The following is a 19,984-nucleotide window of genomic DNA, read 5'->3' as shown; positions in this document are numbered from 1 at the left end:
CTCTTTCCAAGGGACGAAGGATGGGCTAGCACTGATGCTCATGGGTGCGCTGCAACAAGTTCTCGTGGTCGACGACGGCCACCGTGCGATCGATCATTCGCTCGCCGCCGAGCTCGCGGAGCTCGGCTACGCCAGCGTCACCGCCTCCCTCGAGGCGGCGCATGACGTGCTCGCGGTCATCGCGCGCCCGGCCGCCATCCTGCTCCAGGCCTCGTCCCGGCGCGATCCGGCCTATGCCCAGCTCTCCGAGCGCCTGCGCGAGCAGATGCGCCAGGCCGGCATCCCGGTGATCGTCGTCGACGAGACGATGGGCCGCCGGTCCGGCACCTGCATCGACCTGCAGAGCCAGATCGGCCCCTACGTGCTGAACCAGCCGGACCTCTGAGAGACTGGTCGAAGAGACCGTCCCAACCTCTTCTGTTCCATGCGAAAAGGGCGTGCCGGCGGCGCGCCCTTTTCGCGTTCCGGCTCAGGCCGCCTTCTTGCGGCGGGCGATGGTCGACAGGCTGCGCAGGATCGTGGTCGTCACCTTGAGGCGCTCCGGGATCGTGTCGAGCTCGCGGATGAAGACGATGCTCATGTCCGGTCGCACCTTGGCGAAGGAGGCCTGCTCGGCGACGTAGGCCACGAGCCCCTGCGGGTTGGCGAAGGCCTTGTCGCGGAAGTGGACGACGACGCCCTTCGGGCCGGCCTCGACCTTCTCCACGTTGGTGTCGCGGCACAGGATCTTGATGGTGACGATCTTGAGGAGCTGCTCCACCTCCGGCGGCAGGGGTCCGAAGCGGTCGATCAGCTCGGCGCCGAAGCTCTCCATCTCGGCGTCGTTCTCCAGGGTCGAGAGCCGGCGGTAGAGCCCGAGGCGGACGGTGAGGTCCTCAACGTAGTCCTCCGGGATCGTGACCGGCGCGCCGAGCGCGATGGTGGGCGACCAGGCCTCCTCCACCGGCTCGTCGATGCCGGCCTTGAGCGCGGTGACGGCGTCCTCCAGCATCTGCTGGTAGAGCTCGTAGCCCACCTCCTTGATGTGGCCCGACTGGGCGTCACCGAGGAGGTTGCCGGCGCCGCGGATGTCGAGGTCGTGGCTCGCGAGCTGGAAGCCCGCGCCCAGGGTGTCGAGGGTCTGGAGCACCTTCAGGCGCTTCTCCGCCTGGACCGTGAGGGTGCGGTTGGCCGGGGTGGTGAACAGCGCGTAGGCCCGGGCCTTGGCGCGTCCGACGCGGCCGCGCAGCTGGTAGAGCTGGGCGAGGCCGAACATGTCGGCCCGGTGCACGATCAGGGTGTTGGCGGTGGGGATGTCGAGGCCGGATTCGACGATGGTGGTCGACAGCAGCACGTCGAACTTGCCCTCGTAGAAGGCCGTCATCACGTCCTCGAGCTGGCCCGCCGCCATCTGGCCGTGGGCCACCGCCACCGTGGTCTCGGGCATCTCCTGGTCGAGGAAGCGCTTGACCTCGGCCAGATCCTCGATGCGCGGCACCACGTAGAACGACTGGCCGCCGCGGTAGCGCTCGCGCAGCAGGGCCTCGCGGATCAGGAGCGGATCGAACGGGGTCACGAAGGTGCGCACCGCCAGGCGGTCCACCGGCGGCGTCGCGATGATCGAGAGCTCGCGCACCCCCGTCATGGCGAGCTGCAGGGTGCGGGGGATGGGCGTCGCCGACAGGGTGAGCACGTGCACGTCGGCCTGGAGCGCCTTGAGGCGCTCCTTGTGGGCCACGCCGAAATGCTGCTCCTCGTCGACGATGATGAGGCCGAGATCCTTGAAGGCCACGGCCTTGGCCAGCAGCGCGTGGGTGCCGACGACGATGTCGACGGTGCCGGCGGCGAGCCCGTCGCGCACCCGCTTCATCTCCGTGTTGGAGACGAAGCGCGACATCTGGGCGACCTCCACGGGCAGGCCCTTGAAGCGTTCGCTGAACGTCCGGTAGTGCTGGCGCGCCAGCAGCGTGGTGGGCACCACCACCGCCACCTGCTTGCCCCCCATGGCCCCCGCGAAGGCGGCGCGGAGCGCCACCTCGGTCTTGCCGAAGCCGACGTCGCCGCAGACGAGGCGGTCCATCGGCCGGCCCGCATTGAGGTCGGTGAGCACCGCGTCGATGGCGTTGGCCTGGTCCTCGGTCTCGTCGAAGGCGAAGCGGGCGGCGAACTCGTCGGTGAGCCCCTCCGGCGCGTGCAGGCGCGGGGCCTGCCGCACGAAGCGCTCGGCCGCGACCCGGATGAGCTGGCCGGCCATCTCCAGGATGCGCTTCTTCATCTTGGCCTTGCGGGCCTGCCAGGCGCCGCCGCCGAGACGGTCGAGGGCGATCTCGGCATCCTCCGAGCCGTAGCGCGTCAGGAGCTCGATGTTCTCCACCGGCAGCAGCAGCAGGCCGCCGGCATACTGGATCTCCAGGCAATCGTGCGGCGCCCCCGCGGCCGTCACGGTCTTGAGGCCGACGAAGCGGCCGATGCCGTGGTCGGCATGGACCACGAGGTCGCCGGGCTGGAGGGCCTGCACCTCCAGGATGATGTCCTGCGGGCGCTTGGCCTTGCGCTTCTGGCGCACCAGCCGGTCGCCGAGGATGTCGCCCTCCGAGATCACCGCGAGGCGGTCGACGACGAAGCCGGAGTCCAGGCCCCAGACCGCGACGGCGACGTCGGTGCCGCGCTTCAGGGCGTTCACCGCCGCGAGGGTGTTGATGGCCACGGGCTTCTTCAGGCCGTGGTCGGCCAGCACCGAGCAGAGCCGGTCGCGCGAGCCGTCGGACCAGGAGCCCAGGATGACGTGATGCCCGGACCCTTGCAGGTCCTTCACGTGGGCGACGGCCGCGTCGAACACGCTGGCGGCCTCCTCGGCGCGCTCGGCCGCGAAGGTGCGGCCCTGGCGGCCCTCGCAGTCGATGGTCGCCCGGTCCGGGCTCTCCGGCATCGAGAAGGGCGAGAGCCGGGCGATCGCCGCCGCCGCGACCCGGTCGCGCCACTCGTTGGGGGTGAGGTAGAGGGCGGAGGGCTTCAGGGGCTTGTAGGGCGCGACCCCGGGGGACGGCGCCTTCATCGCCTCGGCGCGGGCGTCGTAATAGTCGCGGATCAGGGTGAGGCGCTCGTGCGCCGCCTCGTCCACCTGGGCGTCGAACACCATCGGCACGCCGGCCACGTAGTCGAACAGCGTGTCGAGGTGGTCGTAGAACAGCGGCATCCAGTGCTCGAGGCCGGCATAGCGCCGGCCCTCGCTGATGGTCTCGTAGAGCCGGTCGTCGCGGGTGGCGGCCCCGAAATTCGAGAGGTAGCCCTGGCGGAAGCGCCGGATCGTCTCGGTGGTGAGCTGCACCTCGCTCATCGGCACGAGGTCCAGCGAGCGCAGCTGCCCGACGGTGCGCTGGGTCTCGGGGTCGAAGGCGCGGATCGATTCCAGGGTGTCGCCGAAGAAGTCGAGGCGGATCGGGTTGGGCAGACCCGGCGGCGACAGGTCGAGGATGCCGCCGCGCACCGCGTACTCGCCGGTGTCCCGCACGGTGCCCGTGCGCAGGAACCCGTTGGCCTCGACCCAGGCCGTCACCGTGTCCATCGGCACCACGTTGCCGATGGCGGCCGAGAACGTCTCGACCGCGATCTTCTCTCGGGGCGGCACCCGCTGAATCAAAGCGTTGACGGTGGTGCAGAGGATGCGGGGCTGTTCCTCCGAGGAGCGCGAGCGGGCGAGGCGCGACAGGGCCGTCATGCGCTGGGCCGCGATGGCGCCGTTGGGCGAGACCCGGTCGTAGGGCTGGCAGTCCCAGGCCGGCACGCTCATCGCCTCGATCTCGGGGGCGACGAACTTCAGGGCGCTGACGAAGGCGGCCGAGCGCCCCGAATCGCGGGCGACATGCACCAGCACCGCCGGCCCCTCGACGTCCCGGCTGAGGGCCCGGGCGAGATCCGCCACGACCACCGCGTCGAACCCCTCCGGCACGTTGGCGAGCGTCGGGCTGTCGCCGCGCTTCAGCGCCTCCAGGGCGCGGGCCAGCGCCCCGGATTTCGGCAGGGCGAAGCGCGCCGTCTGGGGTCTTGCCGCGGGCGCGGGGGCTTTGGGTTGAGGTTTTGCCATCGGGTCGGGGTTCTGAACTCGTGCTGGGCCGGGCGGAAGCGCCTGTTCTTCCGTCCGCCATCCTGTCTCGGAAGGACCGCCTCGGCGGCCTCGAAAGGACGTTTCGTTCCCCCCGGGGGCGGACCGGCGGGACGGACGCGCAAGGGGACGGGACCGTATGTATCCCTGAGCCCAGTCCTTACCAGACCCGCCCCCCGCCGTAACCGGCGTTAACCTACCCCGCCGCGTTGATCCAGCGCAGCGGCCCGCGGACCTCGACCGGCGGCGGGTTCCCCCTCCCCACGCGGCTTCACCCCCGCGCGCGGTTCCGCGCCGGAGGCATGGCCCAGATGTCGACGCGCGGACGGGGACGCGGGACGCCGCGGAACCCTGTGTTGCGCTTGGAATGTTGCCGGTTCCCCGGCGTCCCTCGGCTCCGGCGTCGCCGCCGGGGCCGTTGGCGTCGCGGTGTCTCCGACGGGGCTCGCGCTGGCGCTAAGTTCGGCGGGTTCTGGGGAGACCCCGCACGCTTCGGAGCGAGCCTTCGTCGCACGCCGCCTCGTCATGGGCGGCGCCGCAGCGTCTTCCCGCTGGCCCAGCGACGGGTCGGACGGCGGGGGCATTTCCTCCCCCGGCGCGCCGCCCTGTGCCGAGCCGGCGGTCATAGCAAGCCGTCGCCCGGGGCGGCAGCGACCGAAGCCACCGACGCGGGCACCGCCCCGCCGCCCCCAGCCCGTCCGGTCGGTCTCCGGTCGGGCTCCCGATTCGTACGGGCGGCAGGTCGGGAGATAGGGGCACGAATTAGGAATATTGTCAAGGCCTTTCGCGGTCCGCCCCGCGTCGGGCTCGCCCGCCCGGTGGATCGACGCTTGGGAGATCGACGTTTGGCGGATCGGCGTTTGGGAAGCCTGTCGGGCGGGGCTGCGCGGCGGCCCGGGCCGGTTCCTCTCCCGGTCAGGCAAGGCGCCCTGTGCTGCCCAGCAACAACATTGTTAAACTTCATCGATGAATGTCGAGATCGCGACTCCGTGAAGCGCATCGCGTCAAAGATTGAAGGTGTTCGAGCCCTCGACTTTAAGATGTTTCGGGTTTGCTTAATCAGACTCTCGTAAGACGGGGGCGGATGCGGGCTGCGCATCGTGGGGGACCCTCCGTGCCGTTCTTCGACACCGATCTGCGCGCGCTGATGGCCGCCATCGACAGGTCCCGGGCCCGCATCGAGTTCACCCCCGACGGCACGGTGCTCACCGCCAACGACCTCTTCCTCGACCTGATGGGCTACACCCTCGCCGAGGTGACGGGAGAGCCCCACGGGCGCTTCGTCTCCCCCGAAGAGCGGGCCAGCGAAGCCTATCGCGCGTTCTGGGACGCCCTGCGCCGCGGCGAGCCGCAGACGCGCGCGTTCAAGCGCTTCGCGAAGGATGGCCGGGCGGTCTGGATCCAGGCCACCTACAACCCGGTCCGCGATCGCGCCGGGCGCGTGACCCGGGTGGTCAAGCTCGCCACCGACGTCACCGCGGAGGTCCTGCGCAGCATCGACCACGACGGGCAGCTCGAGGCCCTGCAGCGCTCCCAGGCCGTCATCGCCTTCGCCCTCGACGGCACGATCCTGGAGGCCAACGCCAATTTCCTGGCCGCGGTGGGCTACACCCGCGACGAGGTCCAGGGGCGCCATCACGGCCTGTTCGTGGATCCGGACGAGCGCGCGGGGGCCGCGTACCGCGCGTTCTGGGCGGATCTCGGCCGCGGCGAGTTCCGCTCGGGCGAGTTCAAGCGCATCGCCAAGGGCGGCCGCGAGATCTGGATCCAGGCTACCTACAACCCGATCCGGGACCGGGACGGGGTGCCGGTCAAGGTGGTCAAGTTCGCCACCGACATCACCGCGCAGAAGCTGCAGGTCGCGGACGCGATGGCGCAGCTGGCGGCGGTCAACCGCTCGCAGGCGGTGATCGAGTTCGCCCCCGACGCGACGGTCCTCGACGCCAATGCCAACTTCCTGACGGCGCTCGGCTACGGGATCGAGGAGATCCGGGGCCGGCCGCACGCCCTGTTCGTCGAGCCCGGCTACGCGCAGACGGCTGAGTATGCCGCCTTCTGGGACCGCCTGCGCGCCGGCCGCTTCGCGTCGGGCATGTTCCAGCGCTTCGGCAAGGGCGGCCGGCCCGTCTGGATCCAGGCCAGCTACAACCCGATCTTCGATCCCGCCGGCCGCCTGACCAAGATCGTCAAGTACGCCACCGACGTCACCGCCAACATGGAGGCGCGCTCCGTCGCGGTCGAGACCGCCGAGCGCACCCTCGACAACGTCCAGGCGGTCACCGATGCGGCCGACGTCATGAACGCCTCCGCGCGGGAGATCTCCCGCAGCATGGCCCAGTCCAAGACCGTCGTGGACGACATCCATGGCCGGGCCGGGGAGGCGGATGCCGCCACCGAGCGGCTCCGCGGCGCGGCCCAGGCGATGAGCGGCGTCGCCACGATGATCACGGACATCGCCCAGCAGATCAATCTCCTGGCCCTCAACGCGACGATCGAGGCGGCCCGGGCCGGCGAGGCCGGGCGCGGCTTCGCGGTGGTGGCGACCGAGGTGAAGACCCTGGCCGGCCAGGCCGCCGCCGCCACGAACCGGATCAGCAGCGAGATCGCCGGCATGCAGGCGGTCTCCAGCGAGGTCGCCACCACCCTGGCGACGATCACGGCGGCGGTCGGCACGATCAGCCGGCATGTCGACGGCGTCACCGCCGCGATGGATGAGCAGGCGCAGGCCACGGGCGCGATCCTGGCCAGCATGCAGCAGGCGGCCGACGGGGTGTCGCGCATCAGCACGGGCCTGGACGACTGGACCATCGGGATGGAGGAGCGGCGCACCGAGCGACGGACGCGCGTCCTTCTGCGCGCCGCGATCCGCCTGCCCGGCGGCGCGCGCCTCGCCTGCACCATCCGCGACCTGACGCAGGGCGGGGCGCGGCTGCATCTGGGCCAGCCCGCCCAGGTGCCGGATCGGTTCGCGGTCGTCGTCGAGGCGGATGGACGCGAGTTCGACTGCGCCGTGCGGCATCGGTCCGGCGCCAGCCTGAACGTGCAGTTCCTGTCCTCGGCCGACGGACGATCAGCGGCGCACGCCCACGGTCGGTGACCGAATCTCCCCGGGACGGGACCCTGCCGGCGCGGATCGGGCGACGAAGTCCGCTCGATCCGCGCCCGCCGGCGCCTCAGTCCACGTGGACGGCCAGCTTCATCTTCGGGTGGACGCCGCACAGGACGAGGAAGTCGCCCCGGTGCGGGAACACCATCGTGGTGCGGCTGCCGGGGGCCTGGTCGCCGAAGTCGCGGCGGACGCCGTCCGCCTCGATATAGGCGTGGTGGACGGCCGTCGCCTCGTCGTTGGACAGCACGATGGACCCGCCGGCCTGCAGGGTGACGGCCTGGAAGCCGAATTGTCGGGCTTTCTGGATGACGATGCCGGCGACGTTCGAGGCATGGGCGTAGGCTTGGAGGCCCCCGAGACAACAGGCCAGACCTGTTGCATACGCGAAAACGCGCCGCTTCATCAAAGATCCCATCATCCAGGCTCGCGCGATAGTCTACTTTTATGTTCTGCGCCGAACAGTAGATCGTGAAAGTTTCAAAAGCATTGCGCCCTTGATCTCGCCGAAAATTTGAACGGGTTTGGTTGATTCGGAGTGGACTATCGCGGTCGTTTTTTGGGTATCGGCGCGCACGTCTGCGGATCTACGGTCTGCCACGATGATCGACGGCAGGAAAAGCACCTCTCGGCCGGCGCTCTTCTTGTGTTTTCAGCTCCGACGCTGACCGGCCTCGACCGATCGACGGTCTTCCCACGACCCCGGCGTCGATGCCGGGGCCGGCGAACCCGATGCTCGGGAATCCGGTGGCGGGAAGTCGGGGGCGCGGACGGGTCGCGCGCGCGCCGATCCCTAGTGGATCGGCGCGTCGTGCCTGTGGAAGGCCTTGAGGCGGCGATAGACCGGGGTGTCGTAGTTCGCGGGCGTCGCGTCCTCGCCGGTGAGCCAGCGGAACAGGTCGCGGTCGGGCACCTCGATCAGGGCCTCGAAGGTGGTGAGCTCCTCCTCCGTGAGGGTGCCGATCTCGGCATCGGCGAAGCGGCCCATGATCAGGTCCATCTCGCGGATGCCCCGGTGCCAGGCGCGGAAGAGGGTGCGGCGGCGGCGCGGATCGAGGTCGGCGCTGGTGCGGGTGGTGCCGGACATGCGGTCAGCCTGTGATGCGGGGATCCCGGGATGCCGTGATCCTTGGATCGGAGGATCCTTCGGATCGTGGCAGCCCCGGCCCGGCCCCGGTGCGTCATCCGTCGCGGGACCAAGCCTTCCAGGCGGTATATAGAGTCAGCGGCCCGCGCCGCCATCCCGCCCGGGCCGTCCGGTTCCGCCCGGGTCCTGCCCCCTCCTCCGGATTCCCATCCGCCCGTTTCCCGCCCCCGAGCCGCATGACCGAGCCTGCGTCCCGCCAGCCCCTGCTCCGCCCGAGCGTCCTCGATGCCCTCTTCGCGCCCGCGCGCGGCCTTCCCGGCATCGGGCCCAAGATGGCGCCGATGATCGAGCGGCTGCTCGGCACCCCCGAGCAGCCGGCCCGGATCGTCGACCTCCTGTTCCACCTGCCGCAGGGCGGCGTCGCCCGGCGCCTGATGGGCTCCATCGCCGAGGCGCCCCCCGGCGAGCCCGTGACCCTCGGCGTCACCGTGACGGGCTACCGGGCGCCCCAGCCCGGGGCGGGCCGGCGGCCGTTCCGGGTGCTGGTGGAGGATGCCACCGGGGACATCACCCTGGTGTTCTTCGGCATGCCCCAGGCCCGGGTCGAGAAGATGCTGCCCCTGGGGAGCCACCGCTACATCACGGGGCGCATCGACCTCTGGGACGGGCACCGCCAGATGGTCCATCCCGCCCGCATCGTCGACGAGGCGGGGCTCGCCGCCCTGCCCACCGTCGAGCCGATCTACGGCGCCACCGAGGGGCTGACCTCCCGGGCGATCTCGAAGCTGGCCCATGCCGCCCTGGAGCGCCTGCCGGTGCTGCCCGAGTGGCAGGACCCGGCCTGGATCGCCCGCGAGGGACTGCCGGCCTTCGCCGACGCCCTGCGGGCCGAGCACCGGCCGGAGGTGGCCCCGCCCCCCGTGCCCGAGGGCGGCGGCGCGGCCCCCCGCTCCCCGGCCCGGCGGCGCCTGGCCTACGACGAGCTCCTGGCCTCGCAGCTGGCCCTCGCCCTGATGCGGGCCCGCAACCGCCGGGCGCCCGGCCGGGCCAATGCGGGAGACGGGCGTTTGAGCGGCCGGATCGAGGCCGCCCTGCCCTTCGGGCTGACGGGGGCGCAGAGCCGCGCCGTGGCCGAGATCCGCGCCGATCTCGCCTCCGACCGGCGCATGCTGCGCCTGCTCCAGGGCGATGTCGGCTCCGGCAAGACCGCGGTGGCGCTCCTCGCCATGGCCTCGGCCGTGGAGGCCGGGCGCCAGGCCGCCCTGATGGCCCCCACCGAGATCCTGGCGCGCCAGCACTTCGAGCGCCTCGCCCCCCTGGCCGCGCCCCTGCGCCTGCGCCTCCTCACCGGGCGCGACAGGGCCTCCGAGCGCCGGGCCACCCTGGCGGCCCTGGCGGCCGGCGCGGTCGACATCGTCGTCGGCACCCACGCGCTGTTCCAGGACAGCGTGGTCTTCGCCGATCTCGGCGTGGCCGTGGTGGACGAGCAGCACCGCTTCGGCGTGCACCAGCGCCTGGCTCTGGGCGCCAAGGGCGCGGCGGTCGACATCCTGGTGATGACGGCGACCCCCATCCCCCGGACCCTGGCGCTGACCTGCTTCGGCGACATGGACGTCTCGGTGCTCGACGAGAAGCCCGCCGGGCGCCAGCCCATCGCCACCCGCCTCGTCTCCACCGACCGCCTCGACGAGGTGGTGGCGGGCTTGGGGCGGGCGCTCGCCGCCGGCGACCGGGTCTACTGGATCTGCCCCCTGGTGGCGGAATCCGAGTTCGTCGACCTCGCCGCGGCGGAGGAGCGCTTCGGGGACCTGCGCCACAGCTTCGGCGACGCGGTCGGGCTGATCCACGGCAAGATGCCGGGGCCCGACAAGGACGCCGCCATGGAGCGCTTCCAGCGGGGCGAGACGAAGATCCTCGTCTCCACCACGGTGGTGGAGGTCGGCGTCGACGTGCCGGAAGCCAGCATCATGGTCATCGAGCATGCCGAGCGCTTCGGGCTGGCCCAGCTCCACCAGCTCCGCGGCCGGGTCGGGCGGGGCGCGCGCGCCTCCACCTGCCTGCTGCTCTATCGCGGGCCGCTGGGCCAGGTCTCGCGGGCCCGCCTCGAGATGATGCGCGAGACCGAGGACGGCTTTCGCATCGCGGAAGAAGACCTGCGCCTGCGCGGCGAGGGCGAGGTGCTGGGCACCCGCCAATCGGGGATGGCCGCCTTCCGCCTGGCCAGCCTGGAGACCGACGCCGAACTGCTCCAGGTGGCCCGCGACGACGCGCAGCTCGTGGTCCAGCGCGACCCCGGCCTGACGAGCGCGCGGGGCCAGGCGCTCCGGGTGCTACTCTACCTGTTCGAGCGCGACGCGGCGATCCGCCTGCTCGGGGCGGGCTGACCGGACGATCGGGCGCTCGGTTCGCCGCGGCGAGCGGCCGGGACGGGGGGATGTCTGCCCGTTCGCTTCCCAGCAACGTGTTGCGGAAGCGAACATCCGTCATCTGCCGGAGGCTTTTTCCAAGCAGAGGATTTGCTCCGGTACGAGAGTCTGGCCAACCGAGCGAAACGCCATCTTGCGCCTGCAGAGTGTGTGCCTCCCCTTCGATAGGTGATCGGCTAAAGCGGCTTCGCCGCCGCATCGCGGATCTGGGCGACGAGGAACGCCTCGGCGCGCTGCCACGACTCATCCGTATCGCCCCGGAAATTCAAGTCGCGGGTCATGATATCTCGGCCCGTCCGTGCATCAACCAGACGCGCCCAAAGCTGAAGGATCAGGGTGCTGCTTTTATGCACGACGCCGACGAAGATCAGCTGCGCACCGCGATCCCGTGCGGCTTGGAGCAGGCAAGTCGCTTGGCCCGTGGGGCAATCCTGGCGCAGGTGCTCGGCGGGAAGCACGGCCGCGCGGTACATGCCCGTGCCGGTAAGATCGACGGCGAGGTCGTCCGTCAGGCGTGCCAGACGCTCCGTGTGCTGAACGGACTGATCAGCGGGCTCGCCTGAGGTGTCGAGCAATTTGAGAGGCAGCACCGCGACTGAAACCGGGGTGGTTTCCGCCGCGCGGATCGGTGTCCCCGCCAGCGATGTCATGACGCCGCCGATCATACCGATCCGATACACGTGCCGTATGACGCTGCGATCGTTGAAAGCCGACATGGCCGTTCCCTCCCGGATACCTCTGGCCTGATCCACGCCGGCCAATTCCCTCCGGTCTAGGCGACACCCAACCCCCAATCTTGCCATCCTGCGCCAAAGCGCGGACCTTGCGGCCGGGAGGCCATCCATGTCGGCATACGGACTGACCAGGGCGCGCACGATGGGGCCGATCGCCGAGGCAGTCGCCGCAGCCGGCGGTTCCGTCGGCCGCGCCTTCGGTCGCGCCGGAATGCCCCTGACCCTCTTGGATACTCCGGATCGGCTGATCCTCCTCCGGGATCAGCTCACGCTCGTCGAGGCAGCCATCCGCGAGATCGGCGATCCCGCCTTGCCGGCTCGGCTCTCGACCCGCACCGGTATCGCAGGCCTGGGTCCCATCGGCATCCAGGTGCAGTCCGCTGACACCCTCGGCGACGCCCTTGGGCGGGTGGAGGTCGTCACACCGCTGCTCTTGCAGACCGCGACCCGGACCGGCGTCTGCTGCCGGGGGGCGGAGGCCTTCTACGGCTACGAAGTCGCCGAGCGGATCGCGTGCGGGCGTCAGGCCAACGAGATCCTGGCGCTCGGCTATCTGCTGGGTACGGTGCGCCATTTTCTCGGCAAGGCCTGGCGGCCTACGCGCGCCGTGGTGACAGGGGCGTGGCTCCCGGCCCGCGGCGAGATCGAGGTCCTGTTCGGATGCGAGGTCGCGCTAGGCCCACGCGCTGGGCTCGCCTTCCCAGCCAATCTTCTGGAGACCGTCAATCCCTGCCGCTTCCGTCCTGTTCGCGACGGGGCCATGCAGGACGCGCCGATCACCGACCGGCTCGCAGATTGCGTCGCACACGTGATCGCCCTCGAACTCGACGAGGGGGGCTCTTCCATCGATCGCGTGGCCCGACGCCTCGGCCTCTCGCGCCGGACCCTCCAGCGCCGCCTGGAGGAGGTTGGTACGTGCTACGCCGACATTCATCGCCGCATCATGCTTCTCCGCGCGGGCGAGCGGCTGGTTGAGACGACGCTGAGCATCGGGCGCATCGCCGCAGAGCTCGGCTACGACGATGCAGCTCACTTCACGCGTGCGTTCCTGGGCTGGACGGGCTCAACGCCCAGCCAATGGCGGCGGCACCACGGTCTGCGCTCCTGATTGAGCACGAAGCTGCGGGAACGCGCATACGGCGAATATCCGCCGTTGAGGCCCTTTCAAATCCGCTTCCAGGGCCTCGGTCGGTTGCAGACGGCACCAAGCCTCCGGGTTCGACGACGAGACGCCGGGGGCGCCCGGATCAGGCGTCGACCTTCGGGGGCTCGCCGTGGGCGGCTCGCAGGCTCGCCGCCAGGGCCTGGAATTTCGCAGGGTGGTCGTCGGGCTGGATCACGCCGGCCGACATCACCAGCTTGGCCGCGTCGTCCACGCTCATGGCGATCTCCACGATGTCGGTCCGCGGCAGGTAGAAGAAGAACCCGGTGGTGGGGTTGGGGGCGCAGGGCAGGAACACGCCGACATGATCGCCCCCCGGCGCCAGGGCGTTCTGCACGTCCGGGGCGGCCGGCGCGGACAGGAACACCACCGACCAGGTGCCCTTCACGGGGAATTCCACGAGGCCGACGGTGCGGAACGAGGTGCCGTTGGCGGAGAACAGCGTCTCGAAGATCTGGCGCAGGCCCTTGTAGAGCCCGGAGATCACCGGCGTGCGGGCGAGCAGCACCTCGCCGAACTCGACCACGCTGCGCCCCACCAGGTTGGCGGTGAGGAAGCCCAGCAGGGTCACCGCCACGAAGGCGATGAGGAGGCCGAGGCCCGGGATCGAGAACGGCAGGTAATGGTCGGGCAGGTAGCTCGCCGGCACCAGGGGCTTCACCCAGCCGTCGATGAGGCTGATGAACCACCAGGTCAGGTAGATCGTGATGGCGAGCGGCCCCGACACGATGATGCCGGTGAGGAAATAGGTCCGCAGGCGGCCCCGCGCGCTCACCCGCGGGCGGGCGCCGGCCTCGGGCTCGGGTGGGGGAAGCGGGGGGGACAGGGTGGGTGCCACGGATGCACTTTCGGCCGGGGGGACGGCGTCTCGGAGCGCCCTGCGCGGAACGCCCCTGCCCCGCGCGGCGTGCGGAGCCGGGGTTCCGGCAAGCTTGGCCCCCGTCCCAAGAGGTAGCCCCTGCGCTCCCGCGGCTCAAGACCGCGTCCGCGCCCCGTGCGACGGGTCGCGTTGCGGCCCCGCCCCCCGGGGGCCTATGGAAGAGCGCATGACCGAGAAGCTGACGATTCGCGCCCTGTGCGACCTGGGCCTCATTCCCGCGACCGAGGTGACGGCGGCCGTGAACGCCTACATGGCCGACCCGATGGCGCCGCCCTTCGTGTTCGGGGCGGGCTACCGGCTGAACCTCGGCAAGGCCATCCGCCGCCATCCCGGCGCCAACGACTTCGTCCTGCGCAGCGGCGCCGGCCCGCAGCTGAAGCGCCCCTTCGTCGAGGCGGCGATCTGGGAGGCCCGGCCCGACCGGGGCTGAGCCGAGCCGCGCGCGTTCTCGGCCGCGAACGTTCTCAGCCGCCCAGGATGGTGGCGAGGACCTGCCGGGCGCGCGCCCGGTCGGCGCGGGCCGGGGCGGCCTCCGCTCCGCCGCCCTGGCGGGGATTGGCCCCTGGCGGGGATTGGCCCCCGGCGGGGATCAGGCCCCGCCGATCAGCCGGGCGTACTCGGCCTCGGCGGTGCCGTAGCTTCCGTCGGCCAGGGCCCGCAGCGCCGGGCGGTCGAGGATGGTGATGCGCCCGCGCCGCGCCCGGATCAGGTTCTGGCCCTCGAGGTTCTGCACCGCGAGGGTCGTCCCGGAGCGTCGCACCCCCAGCATCAGGGCCAGGAACGCGTGCGTGATGGCGATGTCGTCGCCGTCGATCCGGTCGTGGCACATCAGCAGGCAGGCGGCCAGGCGCACCTCCAGGGTGAAGGTGGCGTTGGCGAAGGCGGTCTTGCCCAGGTGGACGATCTGCACCTGGACGAAGCGCAGCAGCAGATGGCGCAGGGACGGGCTCTGCCCGACGGCCGCCAGGAGCGCCGGGGCGTCGATGGCGAGCAGGCGGCCGGCGCTCTGCACGAAGGCGTGGTGGGGGGTCCGATCGCTGTCGAGCAGGATCGGCGTGGCGCCCACGAGGCCCTCCCGGCCCACGAGGCCGATCTCGACCCGGCCGGCCGAGGCCTCGGTGACGATCGAGACGAATCCGCTCTCGGGAAAGTACAGCCGCTCGACCGGCTGGTTGGGTCGGATCAGCAGCTGGCGGAGCGCGCCCGCCATCGGCTCCAGGTGCGGCGCGAGCCGCGCGAAATCCTCCGGCCCCATCGCCCGCAGGAGCCGGTTCCGCACCGTGGCCTGCCGGACCGGATCGGGGGGCGAAGATCTCGGCTGTGACGGATCCGGCATGGCGCTCCTCCCAGGACGGCAAGAGCGCGCGGTCTCCCGACCGCCCGCGGCGGGATGCGACCGACGGTTCTGAGATGGAGTTGTGGGCGCGCGTTTCAAGTATCCGTGCGGGTCTGCATGGTCTCTCGGCAGACGTCGGACATCCTGTTTCGGTGCGTGGACCGACGTTCGGGATCTTCCCCGGAGATCCTCGGGGACAAGCCGCTCCCGGCCCGCGCCGCCGGAGCGCGGCCCGTCCGGGGTCCCCGGATCGACGCCCCCTCCGCCGGCTGTGCGCTTTGGGTCGCGGTGCGGGTTTTTTCGCAGAGGGCGGGATTAAGGGTGGTGTGCGCGCGGTCTGCTCATCTCAGTTCCAATCTGGAATAAGTAAAAAACATATCTCTTGCAGATGAATTGGGAATCCTGCCAAGACGTTTTGGTGCTTCCGAAAGTAAGTCAATTCACGTCTGCGGTAGCGCCTTCGTACTCACCCTGGAATGGTCTTTGGCTGTGAACTGCTTTGCGTCGCGTGAGCGTGCCCGTCCCGTCGCCAGAGCAGCCCATCGCTGTCTCTTGGTCACGCTGCTGTCCGGCGTTGCTGCGGTCGGGTTCGCGCTCCGGGATGCGCAGGCGCAGAACGCCACCGACGCGGTGACCCTCGACACCCTCTCGGTGGAGGGCGCCGGCGCGGGCCGGAACGCCTCGGGCAGCCAGCCCGGCGGCGCGGTCGGCCCGGTGCCCGGCTACGTCGCCACCCAGAGTCGGGTGGCCACCAAGACCGACACCCCGATCCTGGAGACGGCGCAGTCGATCTCGGTGATCGGCCGCCAGCAGATCGAGGACCAGAACGCGCTCACCATCAACCAGGCCCTGCGCTATTCGCCGAGCGTGACCACCGAGCAGCGGGGCGGCGCCGGCGCCACCCGCCTGGAGCAGTTCTACATCCGCGGCTTCACCGCGCCGCTCTTCCTCGACGGCCTCGCCCTGCCGGGCAGCCGCGACGCCTCGGCGAGCATCGATCCGTTCCGGGTGGAGCGCATCGACGTCATCAAGGGCCCGGCCTCGGTGCTCTACGGGCAGTCGGGCCCCGGCGGCATCGTCAACTTCGTGTCCAAGATGCCGCGCTTCGTCCAGCACGGCGAGATCTTCGTCCAGGGCGGCGGCTTCAGCGAGGTCCGCGGCGGCTTCGACATCGGCGGCCCGATCCCGTCCGCGGCGGGGCCGCTGGCCGACCAGTTCGCCTATCGGGTGATCGGCCTCGGCTGGAAGGGCGACGGCCCGGCGGTGACGACGGAGGTCGAGCGCGTGCTCATCAACCCGAGCGTCACCTGGCGGCCCTCCGCCGACACCTCGCTCACCCTCATCGGCAACTACCAGCGCGATCCGTTCTCGGGCTTCTACGGCGGCTTCCCCGCCGTGGGCACGGTGTTCCCGCGCAACTTCGGCGGCGGCGTCACCGGCCGCCTGCCGGTGGACTTCTACGACGGCGACCGCAACTTCGAGCGCTCGGACCGGACCCAGGCCTCGATCAGCTACATCTTCGACCACGACATCAACGAGGCCCTGCACGTCCACTCGGCGGCGCGCTACCTGCGCACCGAGGGCGATTACCGCAGCGTCTACAGTGCCTTCAGCGAGAATACCGGCCCCTTCAGCAGCGGGCCGCTCATCGACCGCTCGCGCATCGCCACCCGGGTCGGGATCGATGCCTACACCATCGACAACAACCTCGTGGGCAAGTTCGACACCGGCCTCTTCGCGCACACCGCCCTCGTCGGCGTGGACTACCGGAGGTTCGAGACCCGCACCCTGTCGACGGCCTTCCCGGCGGCCCCCAGCCTGAACGTGCTGGCGCCCGACTACGCCATGACCATCCCGACGCCGCCCTTCACCACGGATGCGCGGATCACGTCGGAGCAGACCGGCCTCTACGTCCAGGACCAGATCAAGTTCGACCGCCTCGTCCTCACCCTGGGCGGCCGCTACGACTGGGCCAGCAATTTCGGCCCGACCCGGAGCCTCACGACCAACGTCGTGACCAACCAGGACGTGCCCTCCGAGGCCTTCACCGGCCGGGCGAGCCTGCTCTACCGCTTCGACAACGGCGTCGCGCCCTACGTCTCCTACAGCGAGGCCTTCGAGCCCATCACCGCCGGGCGGATCTTCGACGCGAATTTCGGCTCGGTCGGCCGCATCCCCGATCCGATCACCAGCGACCAGTTCGAGGCCGGCATCAAATACCAGCCGCCCGGCACCGACATCCTGCTCACCGCCGCCGCCTTCGACATCCGCCGCTCGAACGCGACCAACGCCGATCCGGTCAACCGGAACTTCGTGGTGCAGACCGGGGCCGTGGGGGTGCAGGGCCTGGAGTTCGAGGCGCGGGCCAACCTGGCCGAGGGGCTGAACGTCATCGGCGGCGTCTCGGTCATCGACGCCCGCACCGTCTCCGACATCACCACGACCCTCAACCAGGTCACCAACCAGCAGGTGCCGCTCCGGGGCCGAGTCCCGGTCCAGATCCCGGACACCACCGCCTCGCTGTTCGTCGACTACCGCTTCACCAGCGGCCCCCTGCTCGGGCTCGGCCTCGGCGGCGGCGTGCGCTATCTCGGCTCCTCCTGGGGCGACCCGGCCAATTCCTTCAAGGTGCCGGAAAGCGTCCTCGTGGATGCCGTGCTCACCTACGACCTGAAGAACCTCGACGCGACGCTCAACGGCTTCACGATGCAGGTCAACGCCCAGAACCTCCTCGACGAGCGCTATGTCACGGGCTGCTTCAGCTACTCGAGCTGCTTCTACGGCCTGCCCCGTACCGTCTACGCCACCCTGCGCTACCGCTGGTAACGCGTACCCTCGCCAGGCCCGCCCCCCCCCGGAGGATGCATGGGAACGAGCTTCCGCCAGGCGATGGCCTGGCTCCACACCTGGTCCGGCCTCGTCGTGGGCTGGGTCCTGCTGGCGGTCTTCGTCACCGGCACGGCGAGCTACTACCGGACGGACATCTCGCGCTGGATGCGGCCCGAGCTCCGCCAGGTCGAATCGCTCAGCCCCGACGCCCAGGTGCGGGCGGCCGAGTTCGGCGTCGCCCACCTCACCTCCCATGCGGGCGGGGCGCGGAGCTGGTTCATCGGCCTGCCGACCCCCGACAGCCCGGTCGTCGACCTGTTCTGGCGGACGAGGCCGGGCACCCCGCCGGGGCAGGCCCGCCTCGACCCGGCGACGGGGGCGCCGGCGGTGATCCGCGACACGAAGGGCGGCGACTTCCTCTACCGCTTCCACTTCGAGCTGCACATGCCGCCCCTCTGGGGCCGCTGGATCGTCGGCCTCTGCGCCATGATCATGCTCGTCGCGCTGATCTCCGGCGTGATCACGCACCGGCGCATCTTCGCGGACTTCTTCACGCTGCGGCGGGACAAGTCGGCCCAGCGCGGCTGGCTCGACGCCCACAACGTCACCGGCGTCCTCGCCCTGCCCTTCCACCTGATGATCACCTACACGGGCATCGTCACCTTGAGCGTGATGTACATGCCCTGGGGCATCACCACGGCCTACAGGGGCGAGGCCCAGACCTTCTTCGCCGAGAGCGGCCAGATCCCGGCGCCGCGCCCCCCCGCCGGGCAGCCCGGCACCCTGGCGCCCATCGGCCCGATGGTGCGCGCGGCCATGGCGACGGTGCCCGAGCCCCTGGAGCGGCTGGCGATCACCAATCCGCGGGACGCGAACGCCGTGGTGACGGCGGTGTTCGAGGAGCCGCACGGGCTCTCGCACGAGCACCCGCAGGTCGCCTTCGACGGGGTGACCGGCGCGGTGCGCGAGGTCCGGCAGGGCGGCCTCAAGCCGGCGACCCGGACCTTCACCACCCTGGTCGGCCTGCACGAGGCGCATTTCGCCGGGCCGGCCCTGCGCATCCTGTTCTTCGTCTGCGGCCTGATGGGCTCCGCCATGGTGGCCACCGGCCTCGTGCTGTGGTCGGTGGCGCGCCTGCCCAAGGCCGGCGAACGGGGCTTGCCTGGCCTGCGCCTGGTCCAGGCCCTCAACATCGGCGCCGTCGCCGGGCTGCCGGCGGGAATCGCGGCCTACTTCCTCGCCAACCGCCTGCTGCCCCTCGGCCTGCCGGGGCGGAGCGACGGGGAGATCGCCGCCTTCTTCGCCACCTGGGGCCTCGTCACCCTGGCGGCCCTCGCCGGGCCGGGGCGCCGGGCCTGGGGCGCGGCGCTGACCGCGACCGCCGGCCTCTATCTCGCGGTGGTGGCCGCCGACCTCGCCCTGGTCGATCACGGCTGGGCCGGGCTCCTCGCCGGGCAGGCGCGCTTCGTTTGGTTCGACGCGACGCTGCTGGCCCTGGCGGGCCTGTTCGCCGGCGCGGCGCGCAAGCTCGCCCGCTACGCCGGGCCGCGGCAGGCGGCCCGGGCGGCCGCCGCGTCCGGCGCGGCGGGATCGACCCCCGCCGCGTCCGCCTCCCCGCCGCACCGCGCGCACCTCGGCGGCCTCGCCCCGACGGGCCCGTCGGCCCGCTGAGGTCCGGCGGCGGCAACCGGATCGACGCGGGGCAACCAAACGGGCCGGTGCCCGTTTCCAGGGTCCTTCAACGAACCCGAAACGGGACGACCCGCCATGATGTACCGCCTCGCCGCCGCCGCCGGATTCCTCGCCCTGAGCTCCGGCCTCGTGCTGGCCCAGACCCCCGCCGCCAAGATGGACGCCAACACGGACAAGGACCTGAAGGAGTACCAGCGCGCCGCCGTCAGCAAGGTCACCCTCGCCCAGGCGCTGACCACCGCCGAGCAGCAGGGCGAGAAGGGCCGCGCCATCGACGCCGACTTCGAGAAGGCCGACGGCAAGAACCCGAACCACTACAGCATCAAGGTCGTCTACCCCGACGGCAAGCTGGTGGAGTACGGCATCAACGCCGATGACGGCGCCCTGTACAAGACCGAGAACCAGCCGATCGAGCGCTACTTCACCCGCCTGAAGCCGGCCGATTTCCAGAAGGCCACCACCTCGCTCAAGGACGCCCTGAAGATCGCCGAGCAGAAGGCCGGCGGCGGCAAGGCCTACGAGGCCGAAGTCGAGCGCGAGGGCGCCTCGGTGCAGTACGACATCAAGGTGGCGCTCCCCGACCGCGAGCAGAAGGTCAAGGTCGGCCCCGACGGCAAGGTCGTCGACTGATCTGAAGCGGGCGGCCGGCCC

At 71.0% G+C, this 19,984-nt stretch carries 14 protein-coding genes; 8 read left to right on the top strand and 6 right to left on the bottom strand.

Annotation, left to right across the window (positions count from 1 at the left end):
- Nucleotides 1–40: 40 nt before the first annotated feature.
- Nucleotides 41–385 carry a hypothetical protein gene (locus ASG63_RS22165; RefSeq protein WP_056222214.1) on the top strand — a complete coding sequence of 115 codons (345 nt, stop codon included), beginning with the start codon at nt 41–43 and terminating at the stop codon, nt 383–385.
- An 84-nt stretch (nt 386–469) separates the two neighbouring features.
- Here ASG63_RS22165 and mfd read toward each other — a convergent pair whose 3' ends face one another.
- Nucleotides 470–4,063, bottom strand: coding sequence for a transcription-repair coupling factor (mfd, locus tag ASG63_RS22160; RefSeq protein ID WP_056221939.1), 3,594 nt, complete (start codon nt 4,061–4,063; stop codon nt 470–472).
- Between the two features lie 1,165 nt (nt 4,064–5,228).
- Between mfd and ASG63_RS22155 the strand changes: the two genes are divergently transcribed.
- Nucleotides 5,229–7,178 (top strand): methyl-accepting chemotaxis protein, encoded by a 1,950-nt coding sequence (locus ASG63_RS22155; RefSeq protein WP_056222210.1) that lies wholly within the window; start codon nt 5,229–5,231, stop codon nt 7,176–7,178.
- Nucleotides 7,179–7,254: 76 nt separating this feature from the next.
- On the opposite strand, the gene ASG63_RS22150 is transcribed toward ASG63_RS22155, so the two are convergent.
- The gene (locus tag ASG63_RS22150) at nt 7,255–7,593 is read right to left on the bottom strand and encodes a hypothetical protein (RefSeq protein ID WP_056221935.1); all 339 of its coding nucleotides are present in this window, start codon (nt 7,591–7,593) and stop codon (nt 7,255–7,257) included.
- A 387-nt stretch (nt 7,594–7,980) separates the two neighbouring features.
- A complete protein-coding gene (locus ASG63_RS22145; protein ID WP_056221932.1) occupies nt 7,981–8,274 on the bottom strand; it encodes an FAD assembly factor SdhE in 294 nt (97 codons plus the stop codon).
- Between the two features lie 236 nt (nt 8,275–8,510).
- On the opposite strand from ASG63_RS22145, the gene recG reads away from it, so the two are divergent.
- Complete coding sequence (recG, locus tag ASG63_RS22140) at nt 8,511–10,658, top strand: ATP-dependent DNA helicase RecG (protein WP_056221929.1); 2,148 nt, start codon at nt 8,511–8,513, stop codon at nt 10,656–10,658.
- Nucleotides 10,659–10,876: 218 nt separating this feature from the next.
- Here recG and ASG63_RS22135 read toward each other — a convergent pair whose 3' ends face one another.
- Nucleotides 10,877–11,416, bottom strand: a complete 540-nt coding sequence (locus ASG63_RS22135) for a DUF2380 domain-containing protein (RefSeq protein WP_244480002.1) — start codon at nt 11,414–11,416, stop codon at nt 10,877–10,879.
- Between the two features lie 160 nt (nt 11,417–11,576).
- On the opposite strand from ASG63_RS22135, the gene ASG63_RS22130 reads away from it, so the two are divergent.
- Nucleotides 11,577–12,542, top strand: coding sequence for an AraC family transcriptional regulator (locus tag ASG63_RS22130; protein ID WP_244480001.1), 966 nt, complete (start codon nt 11,577–11,579; stop codon nt 12,540–12,542).
- A 139-nt stretch (nt 12,543–12,681) separates the two neighbouring features.
- Here ASG63_RS22130 and ASG63_RS22125 read toward each other — a convergent pair whose 3' ends face one another.
- Complete coding sequence (locus tag ASG63_RS22125) at nt 12,682–13,434, bottom strand: DUF502 domain-containing protein (RefSeq protein WP_056221922.1); 753 nt, start codon at nt 13,432–13,434, stop codon at nt 12,682–12,684.
- A gap of 208 nt (nt 13,435–13,642) precedes the next feature.
- Between ASG63_RS22125 and ASG63_RS22120 the strand changes: the two genes are divergently transcribed.
- The gene (locus ASG63_RS22120; RefSeq protein WP_056221917.1) at nt 13,643–13,906 is read left to right on the top strand and encodes a hypothetical protein; all 264 of its coding nucleotides are present in this window, start codon (nt 13,643–13,645) and stop codon (nt 13,904–13,906) included.
- 159 nt (nt 13,907–14,065) lie between these two features.
- Here ASG63_RS22120 and ASG63_RS22115 read toward each other — a convergent pair whose 3' ends face one another.
- Nucleotides 14,066–14,812, bottom strand: a complete 747-nt coding sequence (locus ASG63_RS22115; protein WP_056221913.1) for a Crp/Fnr family transcriptional regulator — start codon at nt 14,810–14,812, stop codon at nt 14,066–14,068.
- A 561-nt stretch (nt 14,813–15,373) separates the two neighbouring features.
- Here ASG63_RS22115 and ASG63_RS22110 point away from each other — a divergent pair.
- The 3 genes from ASG63_RS22110 to ASG63_RS22100 all read left to right on the top strand — a co-directional run bounded on the left by ASG63_RS22110 (nt 15,374) and on the right by ASG63_RS22100 (nt 19,963).
- Nucleotides 15,374–17,638, top strand: coding sequence for a TonB-dependent siderophore receptor (locus tag ASG63_RS22110; protein WP_244472581.1), 2,265 nt, complete (start codon nt 15,374–15,376; stop codon nt 17,636–17,638).
- Nucleotides 17,639–17,677: 39 nt separating this feature from the next.
- The gene (locus ASG63_RS22105) at nt 17,678–19,312 is read left to right on the top strand and encodes a PepSY-associated TM helix domain-containing protein (RefSeq protein ID WP_056221907.1); all 1,635 of its coding nucleotides are present in this window, start codon (nt 17,678–17,680) and stop codon (nt 19,310–19,312) included.
- 96 nt (nt 19,313–19,408) lie between these two features.
- Nucleotides 19,409–19,963: a PepSY domain-containing protein gene (locus tag ASG63_RS22100; protein WP_056221905.1), complete on the top strand. Its 555-nt coding sequence runs from the start codon at nt 19,409–19,411 to the stop codon at nt 19,961–19,963.
- Nucleotides 19,964–19,984: the final 21 nt, after the last annotated feature.

Origin of the sequence: Methylobacterium sp. Leaf94, from assembly GCF_001426045.1 — a bacterium.
In the GTDB taxonomy this organism is placed as follows: Bacteria; Pseudomonadota; Alphaproteobacteria; order Rhizobiales; family Beijerinckiaceae; genus Methylobacterium.
The sequence above is the reverse complement of the archived record's forward strand: the minus strand, read 5'-3'. Positions and strand labels throughout refer to the sequence as shown.

Excerpts from the sequence above, each read along its gene's own strand:
- recG (WP_056221929.1), top strand. The coding sequence starts at position 8,511 with ATGACCGAGCCTGCGTCCCGCCAGCCCCTGCTCCGCCCGAGCGTCCTC.
- ASG63_RS22120 (WP_056221917.1), top strand. The coding sequence starts at position 13,643 with ATGACCGAGAAGCTGACGATTCGCGCCCTGTGCGACCTGGGCCTCATT.
- ASG63_RS22130 (WP_244480001.1), top strand. The coding sequence starts at position 11,577 with ATGGGGCCGATCGCCGAGGCAGTCGCCGCAGCCGGCGGTTCCGTCGGC.
- mfd (WP_056221939.1), bottom strand. The coding sequence starts at position 4,063 with ATGGCAAAACCTCAACCCAAAGCCCCCGCGCCCGCGGCAAGACCCCAG.
- ASG63_RS22100 (WP_056221905.1), top strand. The coding sequence starts at position 19,409 with ATGATGTACCGCCTCGCCGCCGCCGCCGGATTCCTCGCCCTGAGCTCC.
- ASG63_RS22150 (WP_056221935.1), bottom strand. The coding sequence starts at position 7,593 with ATGAAGCGGCGCGTTTTCGCGTATGCAACAGGTCTGGCCTGTTGTCTC.
- ASG63_RS22135 (WP_244480002.1), bottom strand. The coding sequence starts at position 11,416 with ATGTCGGCTTTCAACGATCGCAGCGTCATACGGCACGTGTATCGGATC.
- ASG63_RS22115 (WP_056221913.1), bottom strand. The coding sequence starts at position 14,812 with ATGCCGGATCCGTCACAGCCGAGATCTTCGCCCCCCGATCCGGTCCGG.
- ASG63_RS22165 (WP_056222214.1), top strand. The coding sequence starts at position 41 with ATGGGTGCGCTGCAACAAGTTCTCGTGGTCGACGACGGCCACCGTGCG.
- ASG63_RS22145 (WP_056221932.1), bottom strand. The coding sequence starts at position 8,274 with ATGTCCGGCACCACCCGCACCAGCGCCGACCTCGATCCGCGCCGCCGC.
- ASG63_RS22105 (WP_056221907.1), top strand. The coding sequence starts at position 17,678 with ATGGGAACGAGCTTCCGCCAGGCGATGGCCTGGCTCCACACCTGGTCC.
- ASG63_RS22155 (WP_056222210.1), top strand. The coding sequence starts at position 5,229 with ATGGCCGCCATCGACAGGTCCCGGGCCCGCATCGAGTTCACCCCCGAC.